General features: G+C 59.7%; 13 protein-coding genes. 7 read left to right on the plus strand and 6 right to left on the minus strand.

Annotated elements, in window-relative coordinates; genetic code table 11:
- Positions 1-285 precede the first annotated feature (285 nt).
- The 5 genes from BM373_RS07450 (at position 286) to BM373_RS07470 (ending at position 5404) form a co-directional block, all read left to right on the plus strand.
- Positions 286-1854 carry an ABC transporter substrate-binding protein gene (locus tag BM373_RS07450; RefSeq protein WP_090460791.1) on the plus strand — a complete coding sequence of 523 codons (1569 nt, stop codon included), beginning with the start codon at positions 286-288 and terminating at the stop codon, positions 1852-1854.
- A gap of 180 nt (positions 1855-2034) precedes the next feature.
- A complete protein-coding gene (locus tag BM373_RS07455) occupies positions 2035-3048 on the plus strand; it encodes an ABC transporter permease (RefSeq protein ID WP_090460792.1) in 1014 nt (337 codons plus the stop codon).
- Positions 3048-3881, plus strand: a complete 834-nt coding sequence (locus BM373_RS07460; RefSeq protein WP_090460793.1) for an ABC transporter permease — start codon at positions 3048-3050, stop codon at positions 3879-3881. Before BM373_RS07455 ends, BM373_RS07460 begins: the two co-directional genes overlap by 1 nt.
- Positions 3874-4698 carry an ABC transporter ATP-binding protein gene (locus BM373_RS07465; protein WP_090460794.1) on the plus strand — a complete coding sequence of 275 codons (825 nt, stop codon included), beginning with the start codon at positions 3874-3876 and terminating at the stop codon, positions 4696-4698. The genes BM373_RS07460 and BM373_RS07465 overlap by 8 nt, the downstream gene beginning before the upstream one ends.
- Entirely contained in the window at positions 4685-5404 is a 720-nt protein-coding gene (locus BM373_RS07470) for an ABC transporter ATP-binding protein (RefSeq protein ID WP_090460795.1), read from the plus strand. Before BM373_RS07465 ends, BM373_RS07470 begins: the two co-directional genes overlap by 14 nt.
- 93 nt (positions 5405-5497) lie before the next feature.
- On the opposite strand, the gene BM373_RS07475 is transcribed toward BM373_RS07470, so the two are convergent.
- Positions 5498-6835 carry an aspartate aminotransferase family protein gene (locus tag BM373_RS07475; protein WP_090460796.1) on the minus strand — a complete coding sequence of 446 codons (1338 nt, stop codon included), beginning with the start codon at positions 6833-6835 and terminating at the stop codon, positions 5498-5500.
- 181 nt (positions 6836-7016) lie between these two features.
- Between BM373_RS07475 and BM373_RS07480 the strand changes: the two genes are divergently transcribed.
- The gene (locus tag BM373_RS07480; RefSeq protein WP_090460797.1) at positions 7017-7784 is read left to right on the plus strand and encodes an SDR family NAD(P)-dependent oxidoreductase; all 768 of its coding nucleotides are present in this window, start codon (positions 7017-7019) and stop codon (positions 7782-7784) included.
- Positions 7785-7960: 176 nt separating this feature from the next.
- Here the strand turns inward: BM373_RS07480 and BM373_RS07485 are convergent, their stop codons facing one another.
- From BM373_RS07485 to BM373_RS07500, 4 genes are read right to left on the minus strand one after another with little or no spacing between them, the layout of a single operon-like run.
- Positions 7961-8722 carry an amino acid ABC transporter ATP-binding protein gene (locus BM373_RS07485; protein WP_090460798.1) on the minus strand — a complete coding sequence of 254 codons (762 nt, stop codon included), beginning with the start codon at positions 8720-8722 and terminating at the stop codon, positions 7961-7963.
- Positions 8715-9380 (minus strand): amino acid ABC transporter permease, encoded by a 666-nt coding sequence (locus BM373_RS07490; protein ID WP_090460799.1) that lies wholly within the window; start codon positions 9378-9380, stop codon positions 8715-8717. Before BM373_RS07490 ends, BM373_RS07485 begins: the two co-directional genes overlap by 8 nt.
- Positions 9381-9394: 14 nt before the next feature.
- Entirely contained in the window at positions 9395-10036 is a 642-nt protein-coding gene (locus BM373_RS07495) for an amino acid ABC transporter permease (RefSeq protein WP_090460800.1), read from the minus strand.
- A gap of 44 nt (positions 10037-10080) precedes the next feature.
- The gene (locus BM373_RS07500; protein WP_090460801.1) at positions 10081-10935 is read right to left on the minus strand and encodes a transporter substrate-binding domain-containing protein; all 855 of its coding nucleotides are present in this window, start codon (positions 10933-10935) and stop codon (positions 10081-10083) included.
- A gap of 236 nt (positions 10936-11171) precedes the next feature.
- Between BM373_RS07500 and BM373_RS07505 the strand changes: the two genes are divergently transcribed.
- A complete protein-coding gene (locus BM373_RS07505) occupies positions 11172-12632 on the plus strand; it encodes a MocR-like pyridoxine biosynthesis transcription factor PdxR (protein WP_090460802.1) in 1461 nt (486 codons plus the stop codon).
- A 229-nt stretch (positions 12633-12861) separates the two neighbouring features.
- Here BM373_RS07505 and BM373_RS07510 read toward each other — a convergent pair whose 3' ends face one another.
- A complete protein-coding gene (locus BM373_RS07510; protein WP_090460803.1) occupies positions 12862-14124 on the minus strand; it encodes a Zn-dependent hydrolase in 1263 nt (420 codons plus the stop codon).
- Position 14125: the final 1 nt, after the last annotated feature.

Here is a 14125-nt window from a genome sequence, read left to right on the forward strand (position 1 = left end):
TCTCCCTCAGGGAGAGGGGACAGATCGAGCGCGGCCCCGCCTTTCCCACTCTACCTGAGATCGAGCACGGACCCGCCTTTCCCCTCTCCCTAAGTTCGAGCACAGGCCCTCCTTTCCCCCTCTCCCTCAGGGAGAGGGTCGGGGTGAGGGTCCCCCCTTATCCCCTTTCTTCATGCCTTATGCCTTTTTCGCATAAGTTAAGTCGAATTAAGACTTTCCGTAAATCTCTTCGCGCCCTAACGTATCGGCTTACTCACTGATTACATTACTTTACAGGGATTGCTCATGATCAAGAAATTGCTGCCGTTAATGATGCTGGCTGCGCTGTCAGCGACCAGTCATGCTGCCACACCGCCGAACACGCTGGTGGTGGCCCAGGGGCTGGACGATATCGTCAGCCTTGATCCCGCCGAAGCCAACGAGCTTTCCAGCATCCAGACCGTGCCGAGCCTCTATCAGCGCCTGGTGCAGCCTGACCGTGACAACCCTGAAAAAGTAAACCCGATCCTCGCCGAAAGCTGGCAGGCCGATGCCGCAGCAAAAACGCTGACCGTTAAACTGCGCCCGGACGCCAAATTTGCCTCCGGCAATCCGCTGCGCCCGGAAGATGTGATCTTCTCTTATCAGCGCGCGGTGACGCTCAACAAATCCCCGGCGTTTATTCTGAACGTGCTCGGCTGGCAGCCGGATAACATCAAAAATCAGCTTAAGAAAATCGACGATCACACCCTGCAACTGAGCTGGACGGCAGACGTCAGCCCGGCGGTGGCGCTCAATATTCTTTCCACCCCGATCGCCTCTATTGTCGATGAGAAGCTGGTGTCGGCGAATATTAAAGGCGATGACTTCGGCAACGGCTGGCTGAAAATGCACTCGGCGGGCAGCGGCGCGTACAAAATGCGCGTCTATCAGCCGCATCAGGCCATCGTGCTCGACGCCAACGAACTGGCGGTCGGCGGCGCACCGAAGATGAAAAATATCATCATCAAAAACGTCCCGGACCCGGCTTCACGCCGTCTGCTGATTGATCAGGGTGACGCGGACGTGGCCCGCGATCTCGGTGCCGATCAAATCAGCGCCCTGCAGGGCAAAAAAGGCGTCGAGGTGCTGAGCATCCCGTCTGCCGAGCAGAACTACCTGGTGTTTAACGCCGGGAACAGCGCCAATCCGCTGCTGAACAACCCGGCATTCTGGGAAGCCTCGCGCTGGCTGGTGGATTATGAAGGCATCACCAAAGATCTGCTGAAAGGGCAATATTTCATTCATCAGAGCTTCCTGCCGGTCGGTCTGCCGGGCGCGCTGGAAGATAACCCGTTCAAATTCGATCCGGCGAAAGCCAAAGAAATTCTGGCGAAAGCGGGCATCAAAGATGCGCACTTCACGCTCGATGTGGAAAACAAAGCGCCGTTTATCACCATCGCCCAGTCGATGCAGGCGAGCTTTGCCCAGGGCGGCGTGAAGGTGGATCTGCTGCCTGCGGCGGGCAGCCAGGTTTACGCCCGCGTGCGTGCGAAGCAGCATCAGGCGGCGATCCGTCTGTGGATCCCGGACTATTTCGACGCCCATTCCAACGCCAGCGCCTTCGTCTATAACGACGGCAAAGCCAGTACCGTGGCGGGTCTTAACGGCTGGAAAATCCCGGAACTGAGCAAGCAGACGTTAGCGGCGGTCGCCGAACCGGACGCAGCGAAGCGCCTTGATCTGTATAAGAAAATGCAGGAAGAGTTGCAGCACAATTCGCCGTATGTGTTTGTCGACCAGGGCAAAACGCAGATCGTGGTGCGCGAGAATGTGAAGGGATATCAGCAAGGTCTGAATGCGGATATGGTGTGGTATGACAAGGTGACGAAGTAAGGGTTTTCCTTTTCACCTGCCCCCTCACCCCGGCCCTCTCCCTAAGGGAGAGGGGGAAAAGCGGGCCCTCTCTCAGGGAGAGGGAGAAAGGCGAGTCCACGCTCGATCTGTCCCCTCTCCCTCAGGGAGAGGGTTAGGGTGAGGGTAAAAGTAATTTTCAACACATAACAAGAGTCACCCATGCCAGACATCTTCAGGCGCTGCCTGCAATCGCTCCTCACCCTCGCGCTCACCCTGCTCGGCCTGCTGCTGGTCACGTTCGCGCTCTCGGCGTTCTCGCCCGTTGACCGGGTGCTGCAAATCGTCGGCGATCACGCCAGCCAGTCCACGTACGATCAGGTGCGCCACCAGCTTGGACTCGACAGGCCGTTGCCGGTGCAGTTCTGGCACTATCTGCTCGATCTCCTGCACGGCGATTTAGGCACCGCCAGCGCCACCGGGCAGCCGGTGTTGCAGGATCTACTTTCCGCCTTCCCCGCCACCCTTGAACTCGCCACCCTGGCGCTGATTGTCGGGGCGCTGCTCGGGGTGATCGCGGGCGTGCTGTGCGCGCGTTTTGCCGGGTCGCCGTGGGATCTGGCGGTGCGCACCTTCACCCTGCTCGGTAATTCTGTGCCGATTTTCTGGCTCGGCCTGCTGATGCTGGCGCTGTTCTACGCCAGGTTGCAGTGGAGCGCCGGTCCCGGCAGGCTGGATGACATCTACCAGTACACCGTCGAGCCGCGCACCGGTTTTGCGCTGATTGACACCTGGCTTTCCGGCGATCGCGAGGCGTTCAAAAATGCCATCAGCCACCTGATTTTGCCGGTGCTGCTGCTGGCCTATTATTCGCTGGCGAGCATCACCCGCCTGACGCGCTCGGCCTGCCTGAGCGAGATGAACAAAGAGTACATTTTGCTGGCGCGGGCCAAAGGCGCGGGTGAGATGACGATCCTGCTGCGTCACGTTCTGCCGAACATTCGCGGCACCCTGCTGACGGTTATCGCGCTGGCGTACACCAGTATGCTCGAAGGCGCGGTGCTGACCGAAACGGTCTTCTCCTGGCCGGGCATCGGGCGCTATCTCACCACCGCGCTGTTTGCCGGCGATACCACCGCCATCATGGGCGGCACGCTGCTTATCGGCGTGAGCTTTGTGCTGATCAATAACCTCACCGACCTGCTGGTGCGCCTGACCGATCCGAGAGTACGCTGATGCCGACTTCCCTTTTCCTGCGCCGTCTGCGCCGCTCCCCCGCCGCCTTTACAGGGCTGGCGATTGTCCTGCTTCTGTTACTGATTGCGCTGTTTGCGCCACTCCTTGCCCCGCACGATCCCAACTGGCAGGACGCCGCCGCGCGCCTCCAGGCACCGGGCGCGCAGCACTGGCTTGGCACTGACAGCTACGGGCGTGATCTGCTGTCGCGTCTGATTTACGGCACCCGCCCGGCGCTGGGGCTGGTGGCGCTGGTGACCATCATCACCCTGCCCGCCGGACTGCTGGTAGGGATTTTGTCGGGCTATTACGGCGGCTGGCTGGAGCGCGTGCTGATGCGTTTTACCGACGTGGTGATGTCAATGCCGCGCCTGATCTTAGCCTTCGCTTTTGTCGCCATGCTGGGGCCGGGGCTGGTCAACGGCGCGCTGGCACTGGCGCTCACTACCTGGCCTGCCTACGCGCGCCAGGCCCGCAGCGAAATTCAGCGCCTGCGCCACAGCGACTATTTAGCCGCCTCGGAGATGATGGGCATTCGCGGCTGGCGGCTGCTTATCGGCCACATTTTACCTCTGTGCCTGCCATCTGCGATTGTGCGGCTGGCGCTGGATCTGGCGGGGATTATTCTGGCCGCCGCCGGACTCGGTTTTCTCGGCCTCGGCGCACGCCCGCCGATGGCGGAATGGGGCGCGATGATCGCCGACGGGATGCAGGTGATTTTCGATCAGTGGTGGATTGCCGCCGCACCCGGCGGGATCATTCTTATCGCAAGCCTGGCGTTTAACCTGCTGGGCGACGGCCTGCGCGACGTACTGGAGCCGCAACATGACTGACAACAACGTCTGCGTTCAGGGACTGAATATCGATTACCCCGGTTCACGGGTGGTGAAAAATTTAAGTTTTACCCTCGGCAACGAGCGGCTGGCGCTGGTGGGCGAATCCGGCTCCGGCAAATCCATGACCGCCCGTGCATTAATGGGACTGGTGCGCAAACCCGGCGTGGTCAGCGCCACGCAGCTTAGCGTGCTGGGCGAGGATCTGCTGACGCAAACCCCGCGCGGCTGGCGACAGCTTCGCGGCAACGGGATTGCGATGGTGTTGCAGGACCCGCGCTACGCGCTTAACCCGGTGAAAACGGTGTTCGCGCAAATTGAAGAAGCGCTGACGCTGCACCAGCGGGTCAGCCGCGCCGAGCGCCGGGATCGCATCCGTGAGGCGGTGCTGGCGGTGGGGCTTAACGAGGCGGTGTTAAACCGCTATCCGGGCGAGCTCTCCGGCGGCATGGGGCAGCGGGTGATGATCGCCATTGCGCTGATCAACAACCCGCGCGTGCTGATTGCCGACGAACCCACGTCCGCGCTCGACGCCCGGCTGCGTAACCAGATCCTCGAACTTCTGGTGGCACAGTGCGACCAGCGCAATATGGCGATGCTGCTTATCAGCCACGATTTACCGCTGGTGGCGCAGCACTGCCACCGGGTGCTGGTGATGTATCAGGGCGAAAAAGTCGATGAAATGGCGGCGGGCGATCTGGCGCAGGCGACGCACCCGTACACGCAAACGCTGTGGACCTGCCGCCCGAACGCCGGGACTTACGGGCAGATGCTGCCGACGCTCAACCGCGCGGAGATGAATGATGAATATCGTTGAAATTGAAAACGTGCAGGTGGTGTTTGGCGAGAAAACGGCGGTGTCGGCAGCCAGTTTTAGTGTTGCGGCGGGTGAGACTTTCAGCCTGATCGGTGAATCCGGCTGCGGCAAATCCACCCTGCTGCGCGTGCTGGCGGGGTTGCAGCGCGAATGGCAGGGGCGCGTGGCGCTGTTTGGTGAGCCTGTTAAACCCGCCGTGCGTTTTCAGGGCGCGCTGCGCCGCAATGTGCAGATGGTGTTTCAGGACCCGTACGCCTCGCTGCATCCCAATCACACGATCTACCGCACGCTGGCGGAACCGCTGAAAATCCACGGCGAAACGCAGATTGACGCACGGGTGAAAACGGCGCTTCAGGAGGTCGGCCTGAGCGCCGACGCCGCCGCGCGTTACCCGCACCAGCTCTCCGGCGGGCAGCGCCAGCGCGTAGCGATAGCCCGCGCGCTGTCGCTAAGGCCGAAGATTTTGCTGCTTGATGAGCCGACCTCGGCGCTGGATATGTCAGTGCAGGCGGAGATTTTGAATCTGCTGAACCGGCTGAAGCAGGAGCATCAGATGACTTATTTGCTGGTCAGCCACGACGCAGATGTGATCGCCCACATGTCAGACCGAGCGGCGTTTATGGCCGGGGGCGTGATCCAGCGGTTTTTTGACCGCGAGGCGCTGGAAAGGGGTGAGCACAGGATGAGTGAACACCCCTCACCCTAGCCCTCTCCCCAGGGGAGAGGGGACAGATCGAGCGCGGACACGCCTTTCTCCCTCTCCCTCAGGGAGAGGGCCGGGGTGAGGGTGAAACCACCTCTACCCCACCAGCCCCGCAAACTCCCCCAGCACCCGGTCAAAAATCGCCAGCCCCTGTTGCACCTGCTCTGCGCTCACCGTGCAGGGCGGCACCACGTGGATACGGTTTTCCACCACGAACGGGAGCAGCCCGGCGTTCACCAGCGCGGTTTTGATCTTCGCCATATCCGCCGCCGTCACCGGGGTTTTCTTCTCGCGACTGGTCACCAGCTCCATCGCCTGGAACAGCCCGACGCCGCGCACGTGGCCTACCAGCGGGTGTTTCTCCGCCAGTGCCTCCAGCCCCGGACGCAGCACGCCGTCGCCGATGGCCGCCGCGTTCTCAACCACCTTTTCTTCTTTCATCGCGTCAAGCGTCGCCACAATCGCGGCCATCGCCAGCGGATGCCCGGAATAGGTCAAGCCCCCGGCAAAGAAATGATCGTCAAAGTAGCGGGCAATTGGCTCTGAAATCAGCACCCCGCCTGCGGGGACATAACCGGCGTTGACGCCTTTGGCGAAGGTGATCAGATCCGGCACGATACCGTCATGCTCAAAAGCAAACCACTTCCCGGTGCGGCCAAATCCGGCCATCACTTCGTCGAGGATCAGCATAATGCCGAACTCGGTCGCCAGTTCGCGCACGCCCTGCATGTAGCCTTTTGGCGGCACCAGAATCCCCGCCGTGCCGGGAATGGATTCCAGCAGGATCGCGGCGATAGCGTTTGGCCCTTCCACTTCAATCATCCGCCGCAGATGCGCCAGCGCGCGGGCGCACTCTTCTTCTTCCGTGGTGGCGTTAAATTCGCTGCGGTAGAGATACGGATTAAAGAAATGCACGTGCCCGCGCGAGTATTCGTTCGGCACGCGCCGCCAGTCGCCGGTGGCGGCAATCGCGCTGCCGGTGTTGCCGTGATAGGAGCGGTAGGCGGAAAACACCTTATCGCGCCCGGTGAACATGCGCGCCATGCGGATCGCGTTTTCGTTGGCGTCCGCCCCGGCGTTGGTGAAGAACACTTTGCTAAAGCCTTTCGGGGCCAGTTCGACAATGCGTTTTGCCGCTTCGCCGCGCGCCAGGTTTGCGGTGGCCGGAGCGATGGTGACCAGTTCGTCCAGTTGCGCCTTCATCGCCGCCAGCACGCGAGGATGCTGGTAGCCGATATTGACGTTCACCAGCTGGCTGCTGAAATCGAGGTACGTGTTGCCGTCGTAATCCCACAGCTCGCAGCCTTTCGCCCCGGCGATCACCATCGGGTTCAGGTTGCCCTGCATTGACCATGAATGAAAAACATAAGAACGGTCCAGTTGACGGACATCGTCATTGGTTATCGCCATATCGTTCTGAAGTGCCAGTTTCATGCCCTGCTCCTCTCAACCCATTGTTGTTGGATTCATCATGCAACTCCGCCCCAGGGACAGATAGAGCCAGTGCTGTTACAAGGTTGTGACACGGGTGTCACAGGGTATCGGGACAACTGGCTCTGTGTGATGGCGGCGCGCGTTTCTATAGTGGCGGTATAAACCAGCACAGGAGAATGAGATGTCTGAAGCAAAAAAAGTGGCGTTTATTACGGGAGCAACGTCGGGCTTTGGCGAGGCGGCGGCGCATGTGTTTGCGCGCGCGGGCTGGGCACTGGTGCTGAGCGGACGCCGCCTGGCGCGTCTTGAAGCGTTAAAAGAGACGTTAGGCAACGATGTGCCGGTGCATATTATCGAGCTGGACGTGCGCGATAACGCGGCAGTGACCAAAGCGGTCGCCGCCCTGCCCGCGACCTTTCGTGATGTGACGGCGCTGATTAATAACGCCGGGCTGGCGCTGGCTCCGCAGGCAGCGCAGAACGTCGATTTGCAGGACTGGCAGACGATGATCGACACCAACGTCACTGGCCTTGTAAACGTGACGCACGCCCTGCTGCCGACGCTGATTGCACACGGCGCGGGGGCGAGCATTATTAACATCGGCTCAATTGCCGGGCAGTGGCCGTACCCTGGCAGCCACGTTTACGGCGCGACCAAAGCCTTCGTGAAGCAGTTCAGCTATAACCTGCGCTGCGACCTGCTCGGCACCGGCGTGCGCGTGACTGACCTTGCGCCGGGGATTGCCGAAACGGAATTTACGCTGGTGCGCACGAAGGGGGATCAGGCGGCGTCCGATAAGCTCTACAACGGCACCACGCCGCTGACCGCGCGCGATATCGCTGAACAGATGTTTTATATCGCCACCCTGCCGGACCATATGAATATCAACCGCGTGGAAGTGATGCCCGTGCGCCAGGCCTGGCAGCCGTTTGCGATTGACCGGGATTAGGGGGTTTTCACCCTCACCCTAACCCTCTCCCTTAGGGAGAGGGGACAGATCGAGCGCGGACTTGGCCTTTCTCCCTCATACCGGGCACAGTCCCGCCCTTCCCCCTCTCCCTCATACCGGGCACAGTCCCGCCCTTCTCCCTCTCCCTCAGGGAGAGGGCCGGGGTGAGGGTGTGCCTAGCGGCTCGTCTGCAAAAACTTCCTGACCCTTTCCGAATCCGGGTTGCTGAAGAACTTCTCCGGCGGGGCTTTTTCGATCAATAACCCCTTCTCCAGAAACACCACTTCATTCGATACCTGGCGGGCGAAGTCCATTTCGTGCGTGACCACCACCATGGTGTAGCCCTCGGCGGCCAGCGACTTCATCACGCCTAACACTTCGTTGACCAGCTCAGGATCCAGCGCCGAGGTCGGTTCATCAAACAGCAGCACTTCCGGGGACATCGCCAGTGATCGGGCAATGGCCACGCGCTGTTTTTGCCCGCCGGAAAGGGTGATGGGGTAAACGTCGGCTTTGTGCGCCATGCCGACCTTTTCAAGCTGTTGGCGGGCGATGGCGTTGGCCTCGTCGCGCTTCATGCCTTTCACATGCAGCAGCGCTTCGGTGACGTTTTGCTGTACGGTGAGGTGCGGCCAGAGGTTGAAGCTCTGAAACACCATCCCGACGCGCTCGCGGATGCGGGAGAGATCGCGATGCGACATCGCCTTGCCGCTGGCTTCGTCCACGCCGATGCGCTGCCCGCTGATGCGCACTTCGCCGCGATCCGGCTGCTCCAGCCAGTTCATGCAGCGCAGCAGCGTCGATTTCCCGGAACCGGAGGAGCCGAGAATGCTCACCACCGTCCCCTTCTCCACCGTCAGATTGATGTCGCGCAGCACTTCCACGTTATCGAACTGCTTGGAGAGATTTTTTACACTGACCGCTGTGGTATCACGCATGGCTCATTCCTCTTTTCGCGCCGTAAACACTCAGCCGCTTAATTAACAGTTCCAGCAAAATGCTGATTCCCCAGTAGAGCGCAATCGCCACGATAAAGGCATTAAACGGAATAAAGTAGGTGGACTGCACGCCGTTGGCCGCAGCGGTAATTTCCTGCACGGTAATAATGCTCAGAAAAGCCGTATCCTTCAGGCAAATAATTAACTGGTTGCCCAACAGCGGCAGCGATGATGAAAAGATATTAGGCAGAATAATCCGCCGGAAAACCTTATAGCGAGAGAATCCCTGGGCAACAGCGGCCTCAATATAACCGCCGGAAAATACCCGCCGCTGGCTGCGTAAAATCTCAAAGAAATAGGCCCCGTGATAAATCACCAGCGCCAGTAATCCGGCACTCCACGCCTCCATACTCAGGCCGATTTCTGGCAGGCCGTAATAAAAGAGGTAGGCGAGAATTAAAAAAGGCACCGCGCGCATCAGGCTGACAAAAGCAATAATCAGCCGGTCGAGCACCCGGTGTTGATATTCCATCACGTAGCACAACACAATGCCGATAATTAAACCGGCTACGGCGGCAATCAGGAATAATTCGAGCGTCGCCAGCAGGCCGTTGAAAAAACTCTCCCGCGCCGACCAGACAATAGACCATTGATCCATACTTCCTCCCGCCCTTAACGCGCCAGGCGTTTCGCTTTGCGTTCCGCCAGGCTTTGCAGCTTTAACAGGCAGCCGATGATGACCACATACAGCAAACCCGCCGCCAGAATGGGCGACAGCGGTTCATAGGTGACAGACGAAATGCGGTTGGTCACGCGCGTCAGATCCACCACGCCAATCACCGCAATGGCCGGGCTGCCTTTGATCAAAAACGACATCTCATTGACCAGCGCAGGCAGGCTTTCGATCCACATCTGCGGCAGCATGATGTAACGAAAATAGGTCCAGCGGCGCATCCCCACGGATTCGGCGGCTTCGCGCTGCTCGCGCGGAAAGTTGCGAAACGCGTTGCGCCAGATTTCCGCGTTAAACGCCGAGGTGTTGAGCGTCAGCGCAACAATCGCCGCCAGGGTTTTATCGAGGTTGATGCCGAGCGTCGGCAGCGATAAAAAGAGAAACAGCACCAGCGTAACCAGCGGTGTGGCGCGCGCCAGGCTGATATAGAGCACCAGCACCTGATCAATAATCGGGATTTTCATCATCCTGATAAAGGCAATCGCCAGCCCGATGATCACACCAAACACGATCGCCAGACCGGAGATCCAGAGGGTCGTCCATGCGCCTTCAATCAGTAACTGCCATGCCATTGAATCCATGTTGCCCTCCTTTTTTGCCTGCGGCGGTTACCCGCCGCGACTCATTAAAAACCGGCTAATTTGTGGAACTGATCGGCGCTGGTAATCGGCTCCGACGGCAGGTTGTCGTAGGTTTCGCCAAACCATTTCATCTGCAATTCTTTGAGCTTGCCGGTTTCCTGCATGTGGTTCATGAATTTGGTCATGTAAGCCAGCAGTTCCGGCGAGTTTTTCGGGATCGGCCACGCCATGTAGCCAGGACCGGAAACCGGCAGGCCTTTGGCGAAGACCTTCGGCTTGGCTTTCACCAGATCGTTGACAGAAATCACCACGTTAATCACGTAGTCGAGGCGCTTATTCGCCAGATCCGCATAGGCTTCCGGATAGGACGGATATTCAACGACCGGCCCGAGTTTCCCGCCCTCTTTCTCCAGCATCGCTTTCAGTTCCGGCAAGCGCGCCAGCAGCGCGCTGCCCGCCTGAACACCGACTTTTTTACCACTCAAATCTTTAATGCTATTTAATGAGCCATCCCCCGCGCGCTTAACGAAATAGTGCTGCGCCGATGCCCAGGGTGGCGTGAAATTAAAAACATTAAGTCGTTCATCGGTTATTACCGCGCCGGTTAATGCCATATCATATTGCCCGGTGGAGACCGCCGCGAGCAGGCCTGTCCACGGCAAAATACTCTGGTCGACATTAAATTTGGCGTATTTCTTCAGCTCTTCGAGCATGTCTTTATTAAATCCGTCGGTTTTCCCGTCGGTCATAAAATTAAACGGCGCGTAATCATCTTCGGTGGCGACTTTTAAGGTGCCCGACTTTTCAATTTCCGCTAAATCTCTGGCTGCGGCGTAGTGTGTGGTAAAGGCCATCGCGACGATAGCTGCAAGACAATATTTGCTGAGTAATTTTTTCATCGTGCCACCCTTTATGTGATTGACCAGACCGGTTCATTCCAGGAACGCTGAAAACGCTGCAAGTAACGTGCCGGATATATTTGTCTTCGGGATGCTGTGCATGCGTTTTTACAATAGGGAGGCATTTGCCATTCTGAATAGAGCCAGTTTTTGCGCGGGGTTGTGTCAGTCAGAATGAAGCTGGTACGGAACTTGCTGGACTCATGACATAAGCGTTCAGAGTTGAGGGGTATCGCATGATTCGTCACTTTCTTCACGTCGATTTTGACGCGCAGCGTGGGTTACAGGAACAGGTGCGTGAAACGCTCATCAACGCCATCCTCAGCGGGATTTTCCCGCCCGACGCGCCGCTGCCCTCGTGTCGGGCGCTGGCCGCACAGCTTAACGTTTCACGGAATACCACCGCGCTGGTGTTTGAAAATCTGGTCAACGAAGGCTATCTGTTAAGCCGCCCGCGCAGCGGGTACTACCTGCATCCGGATTACCACCAGCCGCAGGTGAACCCCACGCTGGCTGCACCCGTTTGCGAGAGCGCTGCACCACGCTGGGGCAACCGTCTGAAGATCCAGCCCAGCCAGCAGGAGTCGATTCTTAAACCCGCAGGCTGGATGCACTACCGCTACCCGTTTATTTACGGGCAGCCGGATACCCACCGCTTTCCGCTTGCCAGCTGGCGCGCGGCGGCGAACTGGCTGCACGGCGGCATCCGCGATCCGGCGTGGGTGGTGGATCATATCGATCAGGATGTGCCGATGCTGATTGAGCAGATCCGCACCCGCGTGCTGCCCAAACGCGGGATTGTCGCCGCCCCCGATGAGATTTTGATTACCCTCGGATCGCAAAACGCGCTCTATCTGCTGACCCGGCTGTTGATGTCGCCCGATACCCGCGTGGCGGTGGAGAACCCCGGTTTTCGCGAGGCGATTAACACCTTTATGCTCGCTGATACCCGAATTGTGCCCCATGCGGTGGATGAGGAAGGTCTGGTGCTGACGGATACCCCCTGCGATTACTATTACGTGACGCCGGGCCATCAGGTACCGACGGGCGTGTCGATGAGTAAAGCGCGCCGGGCGCAACTGCTGGACTACGCCGCGCGCCACGACGCGGTGATTGTGGAAGACGATTACGATTCGGAAAGTAATTTTATGCAGAACCCGTTGCCGGCGCTTAAAGCCAGCGACCGCAGCGGGCGGGTGATTTACGTCAGCAGTCTGTCGAAGGCGCTGTCGCCGGGTTTACGCCTCGGCTTTATGGTGGCCGACCCGGATCTGATCGACGAAGCCCGCGCCCTGCGCCGCCTGATGTACCGCCATCCCCCGGCAAATATTCAGTACCAGATGGCGCATTTTCTCGCCCAGGGTTATTACGAGACGCATCTGCGCCGCTACCACGACGATTCCGCCCGCCGCTGGGAGATGCTCGCCAGCGCCCTGCACACCCGCCTGCCGGAGTGCACGCTGATGGCGGGCAGCGAGCACGCGAACGCCTTCTGGCTGCGCACCCCGGAGGCGATCAGCACCCAGCAACTCACCTGGCGCGCCGCCCATGCGGGCGTGTTGATTGAGCCAGGGGCGCGGCATTTTCTGGATGCCACACCGCCGGATAATTTCTTCCGGATGGGGTTTCATGCAATTAACCCGGACGCGATTGCGCCGGGGGTGGATGTGCTGCGCGGGCAGTTAGAGCAGATGTGAGTTCACCCTCACCCCGGCCCTCTCCCTTAGGGAGAGGGAGCAAACAACACCCTCACCCTGACCCTCTCCCTTAGGGAGAGGGGGAAAGGCGGGACCGTGTGCGGACTTGAGGGAGAGGGGGAAAATAACACCCTCACCCTGGCCCTCTCCCTGAGGGAGAGGGAACAGATCGAGCGCGGACTGGCCTTTCTCCCTCTCCCCTGGGGAGAGGGTTGGGGTGAGGGGAAAATCACACCACCTTCGCGTACTGCATCATCACCTGCAACAGCACATTCCCCCCTGCCGTCACATGCTCCGGTGACGCGTACTCGATCTCATTATGGCTAATCCCGTCCTTGCACGGGATAAAAATCATCCCGGTGGGTGCGAGGTAGCTCATGTACACCGCGTCGTGCCCGGCACCGGAGACAATCGGGCGGGCCGGGTAGCCGAGGGCGGCGGCGGCGTCGGCAATTGCGGTGCGGCAGTCGCTGTCAAACGGCGCGGCGGGGTAGTGGCTCACTTCGTGGAGCGCAATCGTCAGCCCGCTCTTTTCCTGCATCTGCACGATAAACGCCCGTAGCTGTGCGTCCATCTCATCGACGGCGGCGTCGCTGATGTTGCGCATGTCGATGGAGAATTTCACCTCGCCCGGCACCACGTTGCGGCTGTTCGGGTGCACCTGCACCATGCCCACCGTGCCGCGTCCGTGCTCGCTGCGCCCGGCGATGGCGACCACCTCCTGCATAATGTGCGTGGCGACCTGCATCGCGTCTTTACGCAGATGCATCGGCGTCGGCCCGGCGTGGGACTCCTGCCCGGTCACCACACAGTCGTACCAGTGGATACCGAGCACGCCTTCCACCACGCCGATGATTTTCTCTTCATCCTCCAGAATCGGCCCCTGCTCAATGTGCGCTTCAAAATAGGCCCCGATGGGGTGATCGCCCGGCGTCTGCGGCCCGACGTAGCCGATCTTCTCCAGTTCATCTTTTACCGTTTTGCCGTCGGCGTCGGTGGCGGCATAGATCTTTTCCAGCGGCAGCACCCCGGCGAACACCCCGGAACCCATCATCACCGGCACAAAGCGCGAGCCTTCTTCGTTGGTCCAGAACACCACTTCAATCGGCGCGTCGGTTTCAATGTGCAGATCGTTGAGCGTGCGCACCACTTCCAGCGCCGCCAGCACCCCGTAGTTGCCGTCGAATTTGCCGCCCGTCGGCTGCGTGTCGATATGGCTGCCGGAGACAACCGGCGGCAGCGCCGGGTTGCGCCCTTCGCGGCGCATAAACACGTTGCCGATTTTATCAATCGTGATGCTAAGCCCGGCGGCTTTCGCCCAGCCAATCACCAGGTCGCGGCCCTGGCGATCCAAATCCGTGAGCGTCAGGCGGCAGCAGCCGCCCTTCGGTGTCGCGCCGATTTGGGCCAGTTCCATCAGAGAATCCCACAGGCGATCGCCGTTAATGCGCAGGGTTTGCAGGTCAGGCCGGGTCAGAACGTCGCTACTCATC

It is taken from the genome of Enterobacter sp. kpr-6, from assembly GCF_900116015.1.
Classification (GTDB): Bacteria; Pseudomonadota; Gammaproteobacteria; order Enterobacterales; family Enterobacteriaceae; genus Enterobacter_D.